Origin of the sequence: Streptomyces sp. NPDC051664, from assembly GCF_044453545.1 — a bacterium.
Taxonomy (GTDB): Bacteria; Actinomycetota; Actinomycetes; order Streptomycetales; family Streptomycetaceae; genus Streptomyces.
Genome location: NZ_JBITCU010000022.1, coordinates 86,185 through 105,219, shown reverse-complemented (window position 1 = coordinate 105,219; position 19,035 = coordinate 86,185). Strand labels below are relative to the sequence as shown.

Sequence of the window (19,035 nt, the reverse complement as noted above, 5' to 3'; positions counted from 1 at the left end):
GGCAGACGGCCGCCCGTGAAGAGGGGTCGCCGGGCGGTTCACCCCGTGCTGTCGGCCACCGGGTAAGGGACGAACGTGCTGCTGTTCTCGTCGATCGTGAGCGGGCGGCCCAGCGGGGGTACCGCACGCTGGGGACAGTCGAGGCGTTCGCAGAGGCGGCAGCCCATCCCGATCGGGGTGGCGGCGGAGGCGTTGTCGAGATCGAGCCCGTCGGAGTAGACCAGACGTGAGGCGTGACGGATCTCGCAGCCCAGGCCGATGGCGAAGGTCTTGCCGGGTTCGCCCCAGCCGCCGCGGTGTCGCGTGATCGCTCGCGCGGTCCACAGATACCGCTGTCCGTCGGGCATGGCCGCGATCTGAACGTGGATGCGGCCAGGTGCCGCGAATGCCTCGTAGACGTTCCAAAGGGGGCATGTGCCGCCGGCCCTGGAGAAGTGGAAGCCGGTGGCCGACTGACGTTTCGACATGTTCCCCGCCCGGTCGACGCGGACGAACGAGAACGGCACCCCCCGCAACCTCGGGCGCTGGAGGGTGCTCAGGCGGTGGCAGACGGTCTCGTAGCCGAGCCCGAAGCGGTCGGTGAGGCGCTCGATGTCGTAGCGGGCCTCCTCGGCAGCGGTGTGAAAGGCGCCGTACGGAAGGATCAGGGCGGCTGCGAAGTAGTCGGCGACGCCGATGCGGGCCAAGGCGCGTGTCGGGGACCCCGGCGGGAAGTCCTCGGTTGCCAGCCTGTCGATTTCGACATCTCCCGGCCGGAACCGATGACGGTGCGCGGGACCTCGTACGCCAACTCCCTGACCGACCGCCCCGTCAAGGGCATGCTGACCGGTCCGGTCACCATGCTCGCCTGGTCCTTCGTCCGCGACGACCAGCCGCTCGGCGATACCGCGCGCCAGGTCGCGCTCGCCCTGCGTGACGAGGTGAACGACCTTGAGTCAGCGGGCACTTCGGTCATCCAGGTCGACGAACCCGCCCTGCGCGAGACCCTTCCCCTGCGCGCCGCCGACCGCCCCGCCTACCTGGACTGGGCCACGGAAGCCTTCCGCCTCACCACCAGCGGCGTACGTCCGGACACCCAGATCCACACCCACATGTGCTACGCCGAGTTCGGCGACATCGTCCAGGCCATCGACGACCTCGACGCCGACGTCATCAGCCTGGAGGCCGCCCGCTCCCACATGCAGGTTGCACGTGAACTGGCCGCACACGGCTACCCGCGCGAGGCCGGGCCCGGCGTCTACGACATCCACTCCCCGCGCGTGCCCAGCGCCGAGGAGGCGGCCGCCCTCCTCCGAAAGGGACTTGAAGCCATCCCGGCCGGGCGCCTGTGGGTCAACCCCGACTGCGGTCTGAAGACCCGCGGCTGGCCCGAGACCCGTGCCTCGCTGGAGAACCTGGTCTCCGCCGCCCGCACGGTCCGCTCGGAACTTCGGCCCTCCTGACGCGAGTCAAGGGCCGAGAGGGTGTGGTGGAAGCCCGTCCCTCTCGGCCCGTTCCCCCTTCACTGAGGGCTGTCGCACCCAGCGAGCAAAACCACCGGGTCGCCATGACGGCCACCTGCTCATCGGCTACGGCATGGCCGGCGCCGGCTGTCCCGTCCACGGGCCGAACAACCCGCAGCACGCCCAGGACGGCGGCGCCGGTCTCCGGCCGTGGCGGGGCTCGTCCCACACCGCTGGGCAGCAAGAGACCCGCAGCAGCAAATGACGCTACTTCTCGAACTCGCTCTCGGCGCGGATCAGGTTCTCCTCCAGTGCCGCCGCGTTCAGCGCTGCCGTGAGTCGGTTGAGGCGGGCCTGCAGATCGGTGATCTCGTCAAGGTCGAAGCCGGTCGCCGCAGCGATCCGGCGCGGCACGGCCGGCGCCCGCTCGCGCAGCGCCGTGCCCTCGTCCGTGAGGTGGATGCGCACCGAGCGTTCGTCCTGGGTGCTGCGCTCGCGTCGTACCAGGCCCGCCGCCTCCAAGCGCTTCAGCAGTGGCGACAGCGTGCCGGAGTCGAGCCGCAGGTACTCTCCCAGCTTCTTCACCGGCAGCTCGCCGTGCTCCCAGAGCACCAGCATCACCAAGTACTGGGGATAGGTCAGTCCGAGGTCCTTGAGGAGCACGCGGTACACGCTGCCGAAGGCACGCGACGCGGCGTTCAAGGAAAAGCAGATCTGCTGGTCGAGGCGGAGGTAGTCGGCCTCGGACGGGGCTTCGCGGCTCGGACTGGGCGAGGAGGTCATGCATTCAGCATAGCCCCGCATGGCATTGAATTGTGCACAACTCAGTTGTGTGCTTTGCTTGGATGGAAGCGGCCGGACAGCGCCGCCGGAACATGAGTTTCGAGAGGAATGGTTTCCATGGAAACGCTCTACACCGCCGTCGCCACCGCCACCCACGGTCGCGAGGGCCGTGCCGTCAGCACCGACGGCAAGCTGGATCTGCAGCTGGCCGTCCCGGTGGAGATGGGCGGCAGCGGCCAGGGCACGAACCCTGAGCAGCTGTTCGCCGCCGGTTACGCCGCCTGCTTCGCCAGCGCCCTGGGACTCGTCGGCCGTCAGGCCAAGATCGACGTCAGCGACGCCGCCGTGACCGGTGAGGTCGGCATCGGCAAGCAGGGTGAGGGTTTCGGCCTCGCGGTCACGCTGCGCGTGGAGCTGCCCGAGACCGTCGACCAGGCCACCGGCCGCAAGCTGGTCGAGCAGGCCCACCAGGTCTGCCCCTATTCCAACGCGACCCGCGGCAACATCTCGGTCGAGCTCGTCATCGAGTAGTGGACTCCGGGCGGCGACGGGCCGGTACGGAGCCAAACCGGCCCCGGTCGGCCCCGGCCTGCGCCACCCTGATCCCGCTCACTGTGCGAGCGGGGTCAGGGTGGCCGCCTGCCGCTTCCTCTAAAGCGATGACAGGAGCGCGGGAGCGGGGTCAGGGTTCGATGACGAGGCGCTCGATGAGGTCGTCGCGGAGTGTGAACCGATAGTGCAGATCGACGGTGCCGCCGGGAAAGTTGCCTTCCAGGTGGTGCGTGGCGACGTAACGGGTCGCATCGGTCTGCTGGGCGCCGGTGAGTTCGGTGGTGTACGTGAACTCCGTGGCGGATCGGCTCAGCCACCGCTCGATCTCACCGAAGCCCTCATAGGTGTTGCCGTCGTCGACCACTGTGGCGTCGCCGGTGAACGCGGTAACTGCGGTGGCGGCGTCGTGGGCGCGGTGGGCGTTCAGATAGCGAGTGATCGCCCCGGGCAGCGCCTCCGGGGCGACGGTGCGGGGCTGGTTGTCCTGCATGGCAGTTCTCCGAGTGGTGAGGGCTTCGGACGGCAGGAGTGGTGCCGCCGTCGATGGACGAGGCGCGGCCGGAAACGAGGAAGGCGAAGTGCGAGTACACGCACACCTCCTTCAGTTACTTCTAAAATAGAAGCTATTAACTTCGACTTTAGCAGTAACTGAGGGGATGGTCGCCTTGGCGAGCCGGATCAGGCTGGAGGACCGGGAGTGCCCCCTGTCCACGACCGTGGAGCACGTCGGCGAATGGTGGACGCTGCTGATCCGTCACGACGCCTTCGACGGCTACACCCGCTTCGACCAGTTCCTGGAGAACCTGGGTATCTCCTCCAGCATGCTCACCACCCGCCTCAAGAGCCTTGTCGCCGACGGACTGCTGGAGCGTCGGCCGTACAGGACCAACCCCGTCCGCCACGAGTACGTGCTGACCGAGCTGGGGCGCTCCCTGCGCCCGGTGATTGCCGCCCTGGCCGCATGGGGGAACTCCCGCCTCGCGCCGGAGCAGCGCAGCATGGTCCTCGTCGACGCCCACAGCGGCGAGCAGGTCGAGCCCGTGGTCGTCGACGCCAGGACCGGCCGCCGGCTCGACGACAGCGACGCCTACGTCTTCACGGCGGGCCCCGCGGCCGGCGATGCCATGCGCAACCGCTATGCGGAGCGACCGGCGGTCCCCACGGAAGGGGAGTGAGGCACGCGAAGTCGCACCTTTCATAGGTCCGCGGCCGGCGCCGGGGACCGGTGTGCACGGGCGTCCGCCATTCGCATGGAGCTGGGCCCGAATGGCGTGTACGAGCCCGGGCAGGCCGCCACGCCGTATCAGATGGCGGTAATGATCACGGCAGGGGAATCGCGATGACGGCCGCCGGCCCGGCTCCGACCGGGCTGCAGTCGCGCGAAAGGGAACGGTCTGTCGCCGGTGGGGCGGAGATCGCGGAAGCCGTGCCCCGGACCGGTCGCTGGCCGGCCGCGCTCTGTCTTCTGCCACTCGGGCTCCTCGGTGTGGCGGCGTGGTTCGGGAGGTGGGTCCGGCCCGGGGGCGACGAGTGGTGTTTCCTGCCCGTCGTGCGCGACGAAGGCCTCTCCGGCATGGTCGGCAAGTTCTACCTCGGGGACAACGGCCGGATCGCGAATGCCGTACTGGTCTGGGCGTACGCGAGGTTCGGTGTCGCGGGCCACCAGTGGTTCGGGCTGGTCAGCGGGGGCGTCGTGCTGGGGATCCTGTGGGCGGTGACCGTAGCGGCGCTGCGCAGGACCGGTCTCACGGCGCCGCGTGGAGTCCCGTTGCTCGTGGCGTCGATGGTGACGGCCGTCTTTCTGTTCGCGACGCCCAATACGTACAAGACGTTCTACTGGCCCGCCGCGTCCGTCTCGCACACCCTGGCGCCGGTGCTCGCCTGTGCCGCAGCCTTGCCACTGCTCCGGGCCCGGTCCCGCCGGGGGCGGCGCATCGCGCTGGTCTCGGTATTCGTGGCCGGTCTCTGCATCGGGACGCTCTCGGAGGAGACGTCCGTCGTCGTGCTCGTCGTCCTGTCGGCCGTTCTGCTGGTCCTCGCCGGGCAACGCCGTGGCCATGCACGGGGCTGGTGCCTGACGGGAATGGCGGGGACCGGGATCGGGACGCTCGTGCTCTACACGTCGCCGGGTGCCCGGATCCGGCGGGGGCGATTCGGCACGGACGGGGTGTCCTTCCTCGCGCCCGACTCGCTCCTCGGGTCCCTGCGCGGCTTCGGGCACATTCTGGGGACGCTCCTCACGACATGGGCCTATCTGGGCGCGGTCGCGGCCGGGGTCCTGCTGGGGCTCCTGATCAGGGGGCCGGGCGGGCGGCGCGTGGTCCTGCCGGTGCGCCGGCGACGGATGGCCTGCGTGGCTGTTCTTGCGTTTCTCCTCTCCGGGTACCTCTGCACGCTCGTCGCGTACCCCGTCTTCGGGAAGAGCGTGACGACCTCTACGCGGATCTGGAACGACTACCTCCTGCTGTACGTCGCGGTACTCGTCGGTGCCGGTGCGCTGCTGGGGCTTGCCCTGGCGCAGCGGACACGTCACACCGGTGCGGTGCAGGCGGCCGGTGCGGCGGTGTGCGTCGCCGTGTGCCTCTCACTTGCCGTCCCACTGTGGCGGCTCGAAGGGGACATGCGCGTCCGGGCTGTGAAGTGGGACCACCAGGACCAGTGGATGCGGGCCCGGGCGGCGGCCGGTGACCGGGTTCTCCCGTACACGCCCCTGTCGGTCGCCGGAATGGTGGAACCGTTCCGTAAGCACGGGCGAAGGGTCTGGCCGGCCCCCTGCGTCGCCGACTACTACCACCTGGAGCGGATCACCTACTCGCTGCGGCTCCCCTGACGTCGCCGGACGTCTTCGTGACCGCGATCATGACGGCGTCGTCGCCCAGGCGCCCGCCGACGTGGCGCAACAGGTCGTCGTGCAGGTGGCGTACCAGGGACTCGGGGCCGGTCCCCGTCCAGGCGCCGAGCCGGTCGGCGAGCGGGTAGAAGGTGCCCCTGCGGTCGCGTGCCTCGACGACTCCGTCGGTGTAGAGGAGCAGGAGGTCGCCGGGTCCGAAGTCGAACGTCTCGACCTGGTACTCGCTCTCCGAGGGGGCGCCGAGCCCCAGCGGGAGCGCGGGCTCACTGACCTCCAGTGTCCGTACCTGCCCGGCGCGCAGGAGCATCGGAGGGGGATGCCCGCAGTTCACCAGCTCAACGCTGTGATCGTCGTCGCGGACGTCGAGCACCAGCGCGGTCACGAACGACTCGTTGTAGCACGGTTCCGTCTCGGCGAGCTGCGCCATGTTCCAGTACGAGGCGTTGGCGATGTGTGACACGACACCGGGCAGCGAGAGGTTCCGGTACGCCGACCCGCGGAACGCCCCCAGCACCACCGCGGCGTCCCCGAAGGCGGGGAGGCCACTGCCTCGGACGTCGCCGATCACCATGCGGGTCACGCCCGGGGCGGGTACCACCGCGTACAGGTCCCCGCCGATCTGGGCCCCCGCCTCGGCCGCGATGCACACGGACGCGATGGTGAGCGGTCCGATCCGGCGGGGCAGCGGCCGGAGCAGGCCCTGCTGCGCGACGGTGGCCACCGAGCGAACCCGGCCCAGTTGTCGCTCGTACCGGTCGAGCAACCGGCGGAACACCACGAGGAACACGGAGATCACGAGGACGGCGGCGATCTGCGCCTCGTGGTTCGGCGTGGAGACGCCGCCGTGCAGCGCGGCGATGACGATCTGTGCCAGGACGGCCAGTGCCCCGACGGCCGCCGTCAGTCCGGGGCCGGCGAACGCGGCGGTGAGCGCAGGCGCCGCGATGAGGAACGGACCGAGGTGGATGGTCTCCGGGGTGTTGATGTCGATCAGCGCGGTCGTCGCGATGATCGCGAGCGGCACGATGAGCAGTCCGTGGGTCGGGCGCCACGGAGTGGTGAAACGGGTGGCGCTGTGCCGGACGCGCATATCTCCTGCTTACACCCGTGATGTCCGGCCCGCCTCGCCGGTGGGTCCGGCGGCTGCTGTCGACTCTCCGGGGTTCAGCGCTCTTCGGTCAGCTGTGCGTCCAGTTCGTCGAAAAGCAGCTCGCCGTGGTCGATCTGACCGGTCCGGTACGCCGATCGCGCGACCAGGTGCGCGGCGACGGGTCCGGTCATCAGCTGGAAGAACCCGATCAGCGCGAGCGTGGCGAGGTCCATGCCGCTGCGCAGCCGCAGCGCGACTCCGGCGAGGACCAGCAGCAGGCCGAGGCTCTGCGGCTTCGTCGCGGCGTGGCTGCGCGACAGGACGTCCGGCAGCCGCAGCATGCCGATCACCCCGAGCAGGCAGATGGCCGCGCCCATGAAGACCAGTACCGCACCGATGGTGTCGGCGATCTGGAGCCAGACGTTCACTCCGGTTCCTCCTCGGTGCTCGGCCGGTCGCGTACGGCTTTCCTCGGCCGGTCGCGTACGGCGATGAAGCGGGCGATGCCCACCGAGCCGGTGAAGCCGAGAAAGGCCAGCACCAGCATGATCGGGAAATAGAACGGGTCGCGTGCGACGGCGGACTTGGCGCCGAGGCCCGCGATGATGAGGGCGGCGCACACATCCAGCGAGATCGCCCGGTCCAGCATCGAGGGGCCCCGCCAGATCCGGCCGAGCAGCCCCGTCCCGGCGATGACGAGCACCACCACGGCGGCGGTGAGCAGGACCCGGTCGACGGTTTCCGCAGCACTCATGAGCCCGCCCCCGGCCCGTCCGTCCACGGCGGCGGCGGTCGTTCGGCCACCCGGACGATCTCGTCAGGGGTGCCGAAGGCCCGTACCGTCAGTTCCTCCAGCCGCCAGACGGAACGCCGGGCAGCGTCGAGGACGGCTGGCCGGTCCGCGTCGAGGACGTGGACGAAGACGGTGGCCGTGGCGCGGCGTACCTCGACGACGGATCCGCCGGGCACGTTCGACACGGCGACGGCGGTCGCCGCGAGCATCAGGTCGGAGCGGCAGCGCAGCGGTACGGCGATGACGGCGGCCCGGTGCGGATGGTCGACGAAGATCTGCCGGGTGACCTTCACGCCCGAGGTGTACATGTCGTAGAGCAGATAGCCGGCGAGCCGCACGATGCCCCACGGGTGGAGCCGGAGCCCGAGATCGACGCGGGGCAGCGGGAAGGCCAGACAGACCGCCACCGCGACGACCACGCCGGTCACCACATTGGCCCAGCTCAGACTGGACCAGAGCAGTACCCAGATGACGGTGAGCCAGGCGATCAGCGGAAGGTCGAGGACGCGCCGTCGGCGGCCGGCGAATTCGCAGCTGAAGGGCGGCAGTTCCGCGTTCCGGTAGGACAGGGTGATCCAGCGTTTCACCGGCCGAGCACCGCCTCGATGTAGGGGGAGCGTGCGAGGAGTTCGGCGGCCGTGCGGTCGGTGTACGAGGTCAGGGGTCCGGCGAGCACGGTGAAGGAGAGTCCGAGGACGACGGCTGCCGCGGTGGCGGCGGTCATGAGCGTCGGCAGCTTCGTCGTGGTGGTGACGGCATGGCCGTGGAGGGTGGCCGCGACCGCGAGCCCGGCGGGCTGGTGCCGGTGGAGGATCGGTTCGTCGCCGGTGCCGGGAATGCGGTCCGGGCCCTCGTCGGCATCCTCGTCGCCGCCGTTCTCGTCGTCGGACTCCAGGATGGTGCCGTCCGCGGCCTGGCCGGGTGGTGCGGCCCGCCAGAACGCCAGGTTCCAGACCTTGGCCATCACGTAGAGCGTCAGCAGGCTGGTCGCCACCGAGCCGAAGACGAGCATCCAGGCCCAGACGCCGCCGTCGGCGACGCCGGCCCGCATGAGGCCGAGCTTGCCGATGAAGCCGGACAGCGGCGGGATCCCGGCGAGGTTCATGGCAGGCACGAAGAAGAGGGCAGCGAGCACCGGAGCGGCTCTGGCCAGTCCACCGATCCGGGTGAGTTCGGTGGTGCCGGTGCGGCGTTCGATCAGTCCGGCCACGAGGAACAGCGTCGTCTGGACGGTGATGTGGTGGGCGACGTAGACGATCGCACCGCCGTACGCCTCGCGGGACGCGAGGCCGATACCGAAGACCATGTAGCCGATGTGGCTGATGAGGATGAAGGAGAGCAGCCGTTTCAGGTCGGTCTGGGCAACGGCTCCGAGGATGCCGATCATCATCGAGGCGAGCGCGGCCGCCATCAGCAGGTCGCCGAGCCGGTTTCCGGGGAAGAGCAGGGTCTCCGTACGGAGCATGCAGTAGACGCCGACCTTGGTGAGCAGGCCCGCGAAGACGGCGGTGACGGGGGCGGGTGCGGTGGGGTACGAGTCGGGGAGCCAGGCGGCGAGCGGGAACACGGCGGCCTTGATGGCGAACACGGTCAGCAGCATGGCCTGGATCAGGGTCTGTACGCCGAGCGGGAGTTCACCCAGCCGCTGGGCCAGCTGGGCGAGGTTGGCGGTGCCGGTGGCCGCGTATGTCATGGCGATCGCGGTGAGGAACAGCATCGACGAGAAGAGCGAGATGATCACGTATGTGGAGCCGGCCCGCACCCGGGAGCCGGTGCCGCCGAGGGTGAGCAGCACGAAGCTCGCCACCAGCATGATCTCGAAGCCGACGTAGAGGTTGACGAGGTCACCGGCGAGGAACGTACAGGAGACTCCGGCGACCAGGATCAGATACGCGGGGTGGAAGACCGCCACAGGTGTCTCTTCGTCGCGGTCGGCCATGCCCTGGCCGAGGGAGTAGACCAGCACGCACAGGGTGACGGCCGAGGAGACGGTCAGCATCAGCCCGGACAGCCGGTCGGCGACCAGGGTGATGCCGAGGGGAGGGGCGAAGTCACCGAGGTGGACGGTGAGGGGGCCGCGGGAGTCGGCGGCGATCATCAGGGCGACGGAGAGCGCGAGCACGGCGGTGAGCACGGTGACGCTGATGATGCGCTGGAACTGTTTGAGCCGGGTGCCGAAGGCGAGGCTCAGGCCGGTGGCGCAGAGCGGCAGCAGCACCGGCAGCGGGACGAGTGCGTTCACCCGGTGTCTCCTCGGTTCGCGTCTGCGGCAGGGCCGTCAGTACGGGCTTCGGCGTAGTCCTGCGGGTCGGCGCCCAGCACGTCGTGCCAGAGGTCTCCGGTGGCGTCCCGGCCGCGGGCCTGGAGGGCGCGGTCGGCGCGGAGCCGGGCCCGGAGGCGTTTGCGTTCCGCCCGGTACCGGGCGCGTTCCTCCGCCGTGCGCTCGGACGCGGACCGGTACTGCTCGCGCAGTTCGTCCCGCTCCCCCAGCACCTCGGCGCGCAGTGCGATACGCCGGTCCTCCAGGTCGTCGTGGACCTCGTCGGTGCCGGTCAACTGGTGGCTGCGGTACGCCATCGCGAGGAGGAACGCCGTGGTGGCGAGCGTGATGACGATCGCGGTCAGGGCGATGGCCTGCGGCAGCGGATCGGTGACCTGCCACAGCGGGACGCCGTACAGGAGGGGCGCCCTGCCCGCCGATCCGGTGGCGGACAGGACGAGCAGGTTGATGCCGTTGCCCGCGATCACCGCGCCGAGCAGGATGCGGGTGAGGGGGCGGGTGAGCATGAGGATGCCGCCGACGGCACACAGCACGGCGGCCGTGGCCAGAAGCGAGGCGCTGACCGTCATCCGGGTGCACCTCCGGCCTCGGGCGCCGTGCCCGGTCCTGCTTCCGCCTCGGGCTTGGCTCCCGGCCCCGCTTTCCCCCGGGGCGCCGTCTTCTCCGCCGCTGCACTCTCCGCCGCGGCCCGCTCGATCTGCCGGTCGATCTTGGCTCCCAGTGCGCGCACGATGTCCAGCACCACGCCCAGCACCAGCAGGTACACACCGAAGTCGAAGAGGACCGGCGTGCCCAGGTGGTACGGGCCGAACACGGGCAGCCGGCCGTGATACGTCCAGGCGTGCAGCACGGTTCCGTCAGCGAGGCCGAGCAGCGCCACTCCGGTGGAGAGGAACAGCCCGAGGCCGGTGAAGAGCCCCGGCTGCAGCGGCGCGGCTTCGGCGAGTTCGAAGCGGCCGCCCGCCAGATAGCGGGTGATCAGCCCGACACCGGCGACGAGTCCGGCGACGAACCCGCCGCCCGGCATGTTCTCGGCACAGAACAGCAGATAGACGGAGAGCACCAGGATCGGGTGGAACAGCAGCCGGGCCACGACCTCGAAGACGACCGACCGGTGTTCGGGGGCGAGCGTGGCGCCGGCCGCGAGCCAGCTCCGCTCGGGCGCGCCCTCGTCGCCGTGCGGCAGCCCGGTCAGTCCGCGCTCCGTGAGCGACCAGGCCGTACGCCCGGGGACCTCCTCGCGCAGCCCGGATCCGTCCGCGCGGCGGTGCAGATAGATCAGGCTGGTCACGCCGATCGCCGCGGCGGCGAGCACGGCGGACTCCCCCATCGTGTCCCAGGCCCGCAGGTCGACCAGGATGGTGGCGACGACGTCCTTGAGCCCGTGGTGCGCGGTCTCCTCGACCATGGCGGCCCCGGCGGGGTCGGCGGTACGCGCGGCCGCCGCGACCCACACCACCACGCTCAAGGTGGCGGCCGCGGCCAGCGCCACAGGAATGCGTACCGCGCGCCGCCACGTACCGACCGATTCCTGGAAGTGCACCGGCATCCGCCGCAGCACCAGCACGAACACGACCATGGACACCGTCTCGACGCAGAACTGGGTGAGCGCCAGATCGGGGGCGCCCTGGACGACGAAGAGCAGTCCGGTCCCGTACCCCGTCAGTCCCGCCAGGACCACCGCCTTCATACGGCGGCTGACGGTGAGACAGAGAAGCGCGGCTGCGCAGGTCAGGGCGGCCACGGCGCCCTGCAGCGGAACGTCCCAGAGCCGCGGCGCCGACGCCCCGTGCCACGGCCGGTCCACCTCCAGCACGGCGAGCTGTCCGGCGAGCATGACGAGCAGAGTGGTGGCGAGGTAGCCGGAGAGCGAGCCGCGCTGGACGAAGCCGGTGACCTCCAGCGAGGTCCGCTCCAGCCCGAGCAGCAGACGGCCGAAAACCCGGTCGGCGGTCGGCCAGGCGATCCGCCGGGAGAGCCGGGTAACGGTGGTGCGCCCCGCGAAGAGCACCGCACCACCGGCCAGGGCGACGGCCGAGAGCAGCAGGGCGGGGCCGAACCCGTGCCAGAGCGCGAGGTGGTACGGGTGGGCGGGTGCGGGGAACTCGTCGGAGTACGCGCCGAGCAGCCGGTCGACCCAGCCGACGCCCGGTCCGAGCACCAGGCCGCAGAGCGCCAGCAGGGCGGGCGGGGCGAGAAAGGCCCCGCCGACCCGGTGCACCGGGGTGTCCTCGACCCCGGGCTTACGGGCGAACGCGCCCCAGACGAACCGTACGGTGTACGCGACGGTCAGCGCCGAGCCCGCCACGGTGACGGCGAGCGCCCAGCGGTCCGCCGCGTCGCCGTGCAGCAGCGCGTCGAACGCGGCCTCCTTCGCGACGAATCCGAGCAGCGGGGGCAGTGCGGCCATGGACGCGGCGGCGAGCACGGCGACCGCGCAGACGTACGGCAGCGCCCGGCCGACGCCGGAGAGTCTGCGCAGATCGCGGGTGCCCGCCGCATGGTCGACGATGCCGGTGACGAGGAACAGCGGCGCCTTGAACAGGGCGTGACTCAGGATCATGACCGCGGCGGCGAGAGCGGCGTCGCGGTTGCCGACACCGGCGAGCAGGGTGAGGAAGCCGAGCTGGCTGACGGTGCCGTAGGCGAGGACGAGCTTGAGGTCGTTCAGCCGCAGCGCCCGCCAGCCGCCGAGCAGCATGGTCACTCCGCCGAGGACCAGGACGACGGGCCGCCAGACGGGGACGTCGGCGAAGCCGGGCGCGAGGCGGGCCACCAGGTAGACACCTGCCTTGACCATGGCCGCGGCGTGCAGATAGGCGCTGACGGGGGTCGGGGCGGCCATGGCGTTCGGCAGCCAGAGGCTGAACGGCCAGATCGCCGACTTCGACAGCGCTCCGCACAGGATCAGCACCACGGCCACCGAGATGGCGAGGCTCGTTGCCGGTGGGTCGGCGACGATCGCGGAGATCCGGTACGTACCAGCCGCCTGACCGAGGATCAGGAAGCCGACGAGCATCGCGAGGCCGCCGAGCGTGGTCACGGTGAGCGCCTGGAGCGCGGAGCGGCGGCTGTGCTTCTGCTCGCTGCTGTACCCGATCAGCAGGTAGGAGAAGACCGTGGTCAGCTCCCAGAAGAGGTAGAGCGTGATCAGGTCGTCGGCGAGGACGAGGCCGAGCATGGCGCCCGCGAAGGCCAGCAGGTTCCCGGCGAAGCCGGCCAGCCGGGGGGCGTCGTCGGAGAAGTACGAGGCGCAGTACAGCAGGACGAGCGCGCCGATTCCGGCGGCGAGCAGCACCATGAGTTCGGCGAGCGCGTCCAGGCGCAGTTCGACGAAGACGTCGTACGCCGGCATCCACCGCCACGACCAGGTCACGGATCCGCCGGACGCCGCGGTGTTCCACTGCGTGGCCGCCCACACCGTGGCGGCCGTGGGCGGCAGCGCGAGCACGACGAACGCGCGGCTGCCGAGGCGCCGTACCAGCGGGGCCGCGCACGCGGCGAGGACGAAGTGGCAGACGATGAGCGCTGTCATACGGCCCCGGTGGGCGTCCCGCGCCTGCCCACGGGGGGGGTCCGGGGCTTAGGCGAAGCATCACAGGCATAGGGCACTGAATAGAGATATATCCCCCACCTCCTGTCACCCGTACGGCGCGCCGCACAGATGCAGGACACCCCTGCGGACGCGGCTGCACAGCGGCCGTCACGTCCCGAGTGCACGGGCTTCACCAACTGGCGGGTGACGGTGCCGCGTCAGCCCGAGGTGCAGGGGGATGGTGAGCGGCGCCACCGGCAAAAACGCCGAGGCGCGGCTCACCTCGGTCACCGATGAACCGGTGCATCCGGCGGGATCACGCCCGTCCGGTCACCTCACGGCAGTACGGCCATCCCGTCGAGCTCGACGAGAGCCTGTTCGTCCCAGAGCCGGGCCGCCCCGACGACCGCCATCGCCGGGTAGTCGCGGCCCGCCAACCGCCGCCAGATCAGACCGAGTTCGGGGGCGTGGGCGCGGTAGTCGGCGACATCGGTGGCATAGACGGTGACCCGGGCCAGGTCGGCCGGGGAGCCACCGGCCGCACGCAGTGCGACGAGCAGATTGGTGAGGGCCGTCGTGAACTGTTCGGGCAGTGTCTCGCCGATGACCTTGCCGTTCGGGTCGAGGGCGGTCTGCCCGGCCAGGAAGACCAGCTGACTGCCGGTGGCCGTGACGGCGTGCGAGAAGCCTGTGGGCGGGGACAGCTCGGCGGGATTGATTCGGTGGATCGGACTCATGCGGACAGCTCCTGGTTCCCGGACGGCTCCTGCTGTGCGGTCGGCTGCGCCGCCGTCGCGTACAGCTCCTTGGCGATGATCGTGCGCTGGACCTCGCTGGCACCCTCGTAGATCCGCGGGGCGCGCACCTCCCGGTAGAGGTGTTCGAGCAGATGGCCGCGGCGCAGTGCACGGGCGCCGTGCAGCTGGACGGCGGCGTCGACGACGTACTGCGCCGCCTCCGTGGCGTACAGCTTCGCCATCGCCGCTCTGCGCGGTACCCCCGGCTCCCCGGCGTCGTACGCCGCCGCGGCCGCGTACACCAGGAGCCGGGCGGCCTCGGTGCGGGTGGCCATCTCGGCGACCTGGTGCGAGACGGCCTGCAGATCCTTGAGCGGGCCGCCGAACGCGGTGCGCTGCGCGGTGTGGGCCAGGGTCGCGTCGAGGGCGGCACGGGCCATGCCGACGGCGAAGGCGCCGACGCTGGGGCGGAACAGGTTGAGGGTGTTCATGGCGACCCGGAAGCCGCGGTCGGGTTCGCCGAGTACGTCATCGGGGGTGACCGGCACCCCGTCGAAGGTGAGCGCCCCGATGGGGTGCGGGGAGAGCATGTCGAGCGCTGTGCCGGTCAGCCCCGGGCGGTCGGCGGGGACCAGGAACGCGGTGACACCGCGAGCTCCGGCGCCGGGCGTCGTACGGGCGAAGACGGTGTAGAAGTCGGCCTCGGGGGCGTTGGAGATCCAGCATTTCTCGCCGGTCAGCCGCCAGCCGTCCGGGGCGCGCGCCGCGCTGAGGGCGAGGGCCGCCGCGTCGGAGCCGGCGCCCGGCTCGCTGAGCGCGAAGGCGGCGACCGCGCGGCCCGCGCGGATTTCGGGGAGCCAGCGCTCACGGTGGGCCGGGGTACCCGCCTGGACCAATGGGTACGAGCCGAGTCCTTGGAGGGCCAGCGCGGTCTCGGCCTCCGTACAGCCGCGGGCCAGGGACTCACGCAGCAGACAGAGGTCGAGGGCCCCGGAGGAGAACAGCCGGTCGAGCAGGCCCAGTTCGCCGAGGGCGGCGACGAGTGGGCGGTTGATGTGCCCCGGTTCGCCCTTCTCCGCGAGGGGGCGCAACTGCTGCTCGGCCAGGGCGCGCAGCTCCTCGCACCAGGCGGTCTGTGACGGATCGAGCGAGAATGCCGACATACCGGCGCCTCTCCTGGATCGTATCGCGAAGTATTGACTACCGTCATTCAAACGATACGCTCCAAGGGCGACAAGGGGGCGATCCGTTATGGACCCGAAGACCTCAGCGCACATCGACAGCTTCGCCAGAGAGCATCTGCCACCCCAGGACCAGTGGCCGGAACTGGTCTTCGGTCTCCCCGAGCTGGCCTATCCGGACCGGCTGAACTGCGCCGCCGAACTCCTCGACACCACGGTCGCCCGTCTCGGACCCGACCGTCCCGCCTTCCGTACCCCTGACGGCCCGACGTGGAGCTACGGGGAGCTCCAGGACCGCGTGGACCGGATCGCCCATGTCCTGACCTCCGATCTGGGGGTCGTCCCCGGCAACCGGGTCCTGCTGCGCGGCCCCACCACCCCCCATTTGGCCGCCTGCTGGCTCGCCGTGCTGAAGGCGGGCGCGATCGCCGTGACCGTACTGGCGCAGCAGCGATCCCAGGAACTCGCCACCATCTGTTCGATCGCCCGGGTCGGCCATGCGCTGTGCGATGTCCGGTCGGTCGACGATCTGGTGAAGGCTCAGGTGCCGGGGCTGCGGATCACTGCGTACGGAGGGGACGGGGCGGACGATCTGCTGCGGCTGGCCGAGCGCCGGCCGGGGCCGTACCGGGCCGTGGACACCTCCGCGGACGATGTCGCGCTGATCGCGTTCACCTCGGGCACCACCGGGCGCCCCAAGGGCTGTATGCACTTCCACCGCGATCTGCTGGCCATCGCCGACACCTTCTCGCGCCACGTCCTTCGGCCGGGCCCCGAGGATGTGTTCGCGGGCAGTCCACCGCTCGGCTTCACCTTCGGGCTCGGCGGCCTGGTGGTCTTCCCGCTGCGGGCCGGCGGTTCGGCGCTGCTGCTGGAACAGGCCGGTCCGCGACAACTGCTGCCCGCGCTGGCCGCCCACCGCGTCTCGGTCCTGTTCACCGCCCCGACCGCGTATCGCGTGATGCTCGACCATCTCGGCGAGCACGATCTGTCCGCGCTGCGCCGCTGCGTCTCGGCGGGCGAGAACCTGCCCGCTGCGACCTGGCACTCCTGGTACGAGCGGACCGGTCTGCGCATCATCAACGGCATAGGCGCCACCGAACTGCTGCACATCTTCATCTCCGCCGCCGACGACGCGATCCGCCCGGGCACCACGGGGGTTGCGGTGCCCGGCTGGCAGGCGCGCGTGCTGGACCGGCACGGCCGCGTGGTGCCCGACGGGGAGCCGGGGCTGCTCGCCGTACGCGGCCCGACGGGGTGCCGCTATCTCGCCGACGCACGCCAGACGGAGTACGTACAGCACGGCTGGAACCTCACCGGCGACACGTACACCCGCGACAGCGACGGCTACTTCCACTACGTCGCCCGCGCCGACGACATGATCATCTCCTCCGGCTACAACATCGCGGGCCCCGAGGTCGAGGACGCCCTGCTGCGCCATCCCGAGGTCGCGGAAGCAGCGGTGGTCGGCCGGGCGGACGAGCTGCGCGGCCAGGTCGTGGTGGCGTACGTAGTGCCTCGCGAGGGCGCCGCACCGTCGGCCGACGACCTGCGCACGTACATGAAGGACGAACTGGCGCCGCACAAGTGCCCACGCGTGATCGAGTTCCTGCCCGCTCTCCCCCGGACCGCCACGGGCAAGCTGCAGCGGTTCCGGCTGCGTACCGAGGCGGACCGGAGCCAGGCCCTAGAGTGATCACGTGGCCGACCTGCACACCCCCCGATCCCTGATCGTCACCCTCTACGGTGCGTACGGTCGCACCCCCGGCAACACACCGCTGCCGGTGGCCGAGCTGATCCGGTTGCTGAACGCCGTCGGTGTCGACGCCCCGTCGGTGCGCTCCTCCGTCTCCCGGCTGAAGCGGCGCGGGCTCCTCGTACCGGCACGGACCGCGAGCGGCGCGGCCGGATACGTGCTGTCGCAGGACGCCCGCCAGTTGCTCGACGACGGCGACCGGCGGATCTACGCGCATCCGTCACCACCGCTGCGGGACGGCTGGGTGCTCGCCGTCTTCTCCGTACCGGAAGCGGAACGTCACAAGCGGCACCTGCTGCGCTCCCGGCTCTCCCGCCTGGCCTTCGGCACAGCCGCGCCGGGGGTCTGGATCGCACCCGCCGCGCTGTACGACGAGACCCGGCACACCCTGGAGCGGCTGGAACTCGCCCCGTACGTGGACCTGTTCCGCGGGGAACACCTCGGCTTCGCCGCGACGCGGGAGTCGGTGGCGCGCTGGTGGGACCTGGAGGCCGTCGCCCGGCTCCACCTGGACTTCCTGGCCCGGCACGAACCGGTGCTGCGGGCCTGGGAGTCGCGCACCGGCGAGCCGGACGCGGAGGCCGCCTACCGGGACTATCTGACCGCCCTGGACTCCTGGCGGCGGCTGCCGTACGCCGATCCGGGGCTGCCGGAGGAGCTGCTGCCGAAGGACTGGCCGGGGGGCCGGGCGGCGGAGGTGTTCGGGCTGCTGCACGCCCGTTTGCGGGACGCGGGGGCGGAGTTCGTCCGAGGCGGGCCGGGCGGCTCGTAAAACGTGTGCACAGTCCGGTCCCGACTGGTCACCATGGACCATGACCTGGACCTTCACCGACGACGTCGATGTGTTCCTTGGTGCGGCCGGTGCGTGGCTGGCGACCCGGCCCGCCGAGAACAACCTCGTACTGACCGTCACCGCGACCCTGCGCAGCAGCGGCCCGCATGCGTACGGCGGCGACGCCCCGGTGCTGGGCTGGTGGCGCGGGCCGGACGGCGAGGTCGCGGGCACCCTGGTCCAGACCCCGCCGTACCGGCCGCTGCTCGGTGTCGTCGCCCCGGAGGCGATCGGTCCGCTGGCCGCCGCGTTTCCGCTGACCGCCGTCAATGCGGACCGGGCCACCGCCGAGGCGCTGGCTGCCGGCTGGCCCGGCCACCGGGTCGAACAGGTGCAACGGCTTTACCGTCTGGACGAGTTGGTCCCGCCCTCCCCCGCGCCGCCGGGTCGGCCAAGGTCCGCCACGGCCGCCGACCGGGCCCTGTTGACGGCCTGGCATCGCGCGTTCGCCGCGGACGTCGGCCAGCCGGACACCCACGCCGAGCGGATGGTGGACGAGCGGACGGCATCCGGCGGTCTGACGCTCTGGGAGACCGGCGGGGTCCCGGTGTCGATGGCGGGTGTCTCCCAGCGTGTTGCCGGCGCGGTGCGGGTGACGGCCGTGTACACACCGCCGGAGTACCGGGGCCACGGGTACGCGGCGGCGGTGACGTCCGAGATCAGCCGGGCGGCGCGGGAGGCGGGCGCGCAGGAGGTGCTGCTGTTCACGGATCTCGCGAACCCGACGAGCAACGGGGTCTACCGGCGCATCGGCTACCGGCCGGTCTCGGACCGGCTGTTGATCAGCACGGAGGCCCACGGGTGACGGATGACGGGACACCCCTCGAACCGTCGTGGCTGATCGCCGCGAACGTGGTGCGGTGGCGCCGGTACGGCGTGGGAGGGCAGGAGCTGCGTCCGGGCACCAAGTCCTACCGGGGAGGCGCCAAGGTGTACGTGATCGGCTCCCGCCCCGGCGACCACGAGGTGCTGACGACCGTGGGGCGCGGGCGGCACACGTGCAACTACATCACTCTCGACATGGCGACACGCCACCTGCACACCTTCCGGGCCACGCTGGTCCGCAGTCCTGCGGTGCTGCGGCGCGACGCGAAGGTCCTCGTGGGGCGGGCCTGAGGCGGAGGAGGTCGCCGTCCGGCTGTCGGCGCCGGCAGCCGAGTGCCGAGGCGCCCGGTGGGCCGGCGTGCCCCACCCCGCCCCCT

Annotated in this window: 18 protein-coding genes and 2 pseudogenes; 8 read left to right on the top strand and 12 right to left on the bottom strand. The window is 71.1% G+C overall.

Features of this window, described 5'->3' with window-relative positions:
- Positions 1-38: 38 nt before the first annotated feature.
- Positions 39-740, bottom strand: a pseudogene (locus ACIA8E_RS30405) (short-chain fatty acyl-CoA regulator family protein); the annotation flags it as partial.
- On the opposite strand from ACIA8E_RS30405, the pseudogene ACIA8E_RS30400 reads away from it, so the two are divergent.
- A pseudogene (locus tag ACIA8E_RS30400) lies at positions 741-1,442 on the top strand (5-methyltetrahydropteroyltriglutamate--homocysteine S-methyltransferase); the annotation flags it as partial.
- A 267-nt stretch (positions 1,443-1,709) separates the two neighbouring features.
- Here the strand turns inward: ACIA8E_RS30400 and ACIA8E_RS30395 are convergent.
- On the bottom strand, positions 1,710-2,225 hold the full coding sequence (locus tag ACIA8E_RS30395) for a MarR family winged helix-turn-helix transcriptional regulator (RefSeq protein WP_399302763.1): 516 nt from the start codon (positions 2,223-2,225) through the stop codon (positions 1,710-1,712).
- A 117-nt stretch (positions 2,226-2,342) separates the two neighbouring features.
- On the opposite strand from ACIA8E_RS30395, the gene ACIA8E_RS30390 reads away from it, so the two are divergent.
- On the top strand, positions 2,343-2,756 hold the full coding sequence (locus ACIA8E_RS30390) for an organic hydroperoxide resistance protein (protein ID WP_399302761.1): 414 nt from the start codon (positions 2,343-2,345) through the stop codon (positions 2,754-2,756).
- Between the two features lie 151 nt (positions 2,757-2,907).
- Here the strand turns inward: ACIA8E_RS30390 and ACIA8E_RS30385 are convergent, their stop codons facing one another.
- Positions 2,908-3,267, bottom strand: a complete 360-nt coding sequence (locus tag ACIA8E_RS30385) for a nuclear transport factor 2 family protein (RefSeq protein WP_399302759.1) — start codon at positions 3,265-3,267, stop codon at positions 2,908-2,910.
- 166 nt (positions 3,268-3,433) lie between these two features.
- Here ACIA8E_RS30385 and ACIA8E_RS30380 point away from each other — a divergent pair, with 166 nt between their 5' ends.
- Positions 3,434-3,952: a winged helix-turn-helix transcriptional regulator gene (locus ACIA8E_RS30380; protein WP_399302757.1), complete on the top strand. Its 519-nt coding sequence runs from the start codon at positions 3,434-3,436 to the stop codon at positions 3,950-3,952.
- Positions 3,953-4,326: 374 nt separating this feature from the next.
- Positions 4,327-5,607: a DUF6056 family protein gene (locus ACIA8E_RS30375; RefSeq protein WP_399302755.1), complete on the top strand. Its 1,281-nt coding sequence runs from the start codon at positions 4,327-4,329 to the stop codon at positions 5,605-5,607.
- Here the strand turns inward: ACIA8E_RS30375 and ACIA8E_RS30370 are convergent.
- The 9 genes from ACIA8E_RS30370 to ACIA8E_RS30330 all read right to left on the bottom strand — a co-directional run bounded on the left by ACIA8E_RS30370 (position 5,582) and on the right by ACIA8E_RS30330 (position 15,227).
- Positions 5,582-6,718, bottom strand: a complete 1,137-nt coding sequence (locus tag ACIA8E_RS30370) for a PP2C family protein-serine/threonine phosphatase (protein WP_399302753.1) — start codon at positions 6,716-6,718, stop codon at positions 5,582-5,584. The genes ACIA8E_RS30375 and ACIA8E_RS30370 overlap by 26 nt on opposite strands.
- Positions 6,719-6,792: 74 nt before the next feature.
- Positions 6,793-7,146: a monovalent cation/H(+) antiporter subunit G gene (gene mnhG / locus ACIA8E_RS30365; RefSeq protein WP_399302752.1), complete on the bottom strand. Its 354-nt coding sequence runs from the start codon at positions 7,144-7,146 to the stop codon at positions 6,793-6,795.
- A complete protein-coding gene (locus tag ACIA8E_RS30360; protein ID WP_399302750.1) occupies positions 7,143-7,472 on the bottom strand; it encodes a monovalent cation/H+ antiporter complex subunit F in 330 nt (109 codons plus the stop codon). The genes mnhG and ACIA8E_RS30360 overlap by 4 nt, the downstream gene beginning before the upstream one ends.
- On the bottom strand, positions 7,469-8,098 hold the full coding sequence (locus ACIA8E_RS30355) for a Na+/H+ antiporter subunit E (RefSeq protein ID WP_399302748.1): 630 nt from the start codon (positions 8,096-8,098) through the stop codon (positions 7,469-7,471). The genes ACIA8E_RS30360 and ACIA8E_RS30355 overlap by 4 nt, the downstream gene beginning before the upstream one ends.
- Positions 8,095-9,753: a Na+/H+ antiporter subunit D gene (locus tag ACIA8E_RS30350; protein ID WP_399302746.1), complete on the bottom strand. Its 1,659-nt coding sequence runs from the start codon at positions 9,751-9,753 to the stop codon at positions 8,095-8,097. Before ACIA8E_RS30350 ends, ACIA8E_RS30355 begins: the two co-directional genes overlap by 4 nt.
- Positions 9,750-10,361 (bottom strand): Na(+)/H(+) antiporter subunit C, encoded by a 612-nt coding sequence (locus ACIA8E_RS30345; RefSeq protein WP_399302744.1) that lies wholly within the window; start codon positions 10,359-10,361, stop codon positions 9,750-9,752. Before ACIA8E_RS30345 ends, ACIA8E_RS30350 begins: the two co-directional genes overlap by 4 nt.
- Positions 10,358-13,327 (bottom strand): Na+/H+ antiporter subunit A, encoded by a 2,970-nt coding sequence (locus ACIA8E_RS30340; protein ID WP_399302742.1) that lies wholly within the window; start codon positions 13,325-13,327, stop codon positions 10,358-10,360. The genes ACIA8E_RS30345 and ACIA8E_RS30340 overlap by 4 nt, the downstream gene beginning before the upstream one ends.
- A gap of 335 nt (positions 13,328-13,662) precedes the next feature.
- Positions 13,663-14,064, bottom strand: a complete 402-nt coding sequence (locus tag ACIA8E_RS30335) for a RidA family protein (protein WP_399302740.1) — start codon at positions 14,062-14,064, stop codon at positions 13,663-13,665.
- Positions 14,061-15,227 (bottom strand): acyl-CoA dehydrogenase family protein, encoded by a 1,167-nt coding sequence (locus ACIA8E_RS30330; RefSeq protein WP_399302738.1) that lies wholly within the window; start codon positions 15,225-15,227, stop codon positions 14,061-14,063. Before ACIA8E_RS30330 ends, ACIA8E_RS30335 begins: the two co-directional genes overlap by 4 nt.
- A gap of 88 nt (positions 15,228-15,315) precedes the next feature.
- Between ACIA8E_RS30330 and ACIA8E_RS30325 the strand changes: the two genes are divergently transcribed.
- Genes ACIA8E_RS30325 through ACIA8E_RS30310 form a run of 4 tightly spaced genes read left to right on the top strand, consistent with a single transcriptional unit; the run spans position 15,316 to position 18,949 of the window.
- A complete protein-coding gene (locus ACIA8E_RS30325; RefSeq protein WP_399302736.1) occupies positions 15,316-16,941 on the top strand; it encodes an AMP-binding protein in 1,626 nt (541 codons plus the stop codon).
- A gap of 4 nt (positions 16,942-16,945) precedes the next feature.
- On the top strand, positions 16,946-17,773 hold the full coding sequence (locus ACIA8E_RS30320; RefSeq protein WP_399302734.1) for a PaaX family transcriptional regulator C-terminal domain-containing protein: 828 nt from the start codon (positions 16,946-16,948) through the stop codon (positions 17,771-17,773).
- 40 nt (positions 17,774-17,813) lie between these two features.
- Positions 17,814-18,638, top strand: coding sequence for a GNAT family N-acetyltransferase (locus tag ACIA8E_RS30315; protein WP_399302732.1), 825 nt, complete (start codon positions 17,814-17,816; stop codon positions 18,636-18,638).
- A complete protein-coding gene (locus ACIA8E_RS30310) occupies positions 18,635-18,949 on the top strand; it encodes a hypothetical protein (protein ID WP_399302730.1) in 315 nt (104 codons plus the stop codon). Before ACIA8E_RS30315 ends, ACIA8E_RS30310 begins: the two co-directional genes overlap by 4 nt.
- Positions 18,950-19,035: the final 86 nt, after the last annotated feature.

Bases quoted from the DNA above. Each gene is read 5' to 3' on its own strand.
- ACIA8E_RS30385 (WP_399302759.1), bottom strand. From the start codon at position 3,267: ATGCAGGACAACCAGCCCCGCACCGTCGCCCCGGAGGCGCTGCCCGGG.
- ACIA8E_RS30360 (WP_399302750.1), bottom strand. From the start codon at position 7,472: ATGAGTGCTGCGGAAACCGTCGACCGGGTCCTGCTCACCGCCGCCGTG.
- ACIA8E_RS30395 (WP_399302763.1), bottom strand. From the start codon at position 2,225: ATGACCTCCTCGCCCAGTCCGAGCCGCGAAGCCCCGTCCGAGGCCGAC.
- ACIA8E_RS30390 (WP_399302761.1), top strand. From the start codon at position 2,343: ATGGAAACGCTCTACACCGCCGTCGCCACCGCCACCCACGGTCGCGAG.
- ACIA8E_RS30335 (WP_399302740.1), bottom strand. From the start codon at position 14,064: ATGAGTCCGATCCACCGAATCAATCCCGCCGAGCTGTCCCCGCCCACA.
- ACIA8E_RS30340 (WP_399302742.1), bottom strand. From the start codon at position 13,327: ATGACAGCGCTCATCGTCTGCCACTTCGTCCTCGCCGCGTGCGCGGCC.
- ACIA8E_RS30370 (WP_399302753.1), bottom strand. From the start codon at position 6,718: ATGCGCGTCCGGCACAGCGCCACCCGTTTCACCACTCCGTGGCGCCCG.
- ACIA8E_RS30330 (WP_399302738.1), bottom strand. From the start codon at position 15,227: ATGTCGGCATTCTCGCTCGATCCGTCACAGACCGCCTGGTGCGAGGAG.
- ACIA8E_RS30380 (WP_399302757.1), top strand. From the start codon at position 3,434: ATGGTCGCCTTGGCGAGCCGGATCAGGCTGGAGGACCGGGAGTGCCCC.
- ACIA8E_RS30315 (WP_399302732.1), top strand. From the start codon at position 17,814: ATGACCTGGACCTTCACCGACGACGTCGATGTGTTCCTTGGTGCGGCC.
- ACIA8E_RS30345 (WP_399302744.1), bottom strand. From the start codon at position 10,361: ATGACGGTCAGCGCCTCGCTTCTGGCCACGGCCGCCGTGCTGTGTGCC.
- ACIA8E_RS30325 (WP_399302736.1), top strand. From the start codon at position 15,316: ATGGACCCGAAGACCTCAGCGCACATCGACAGCTTCGCCAGAGAGCAT.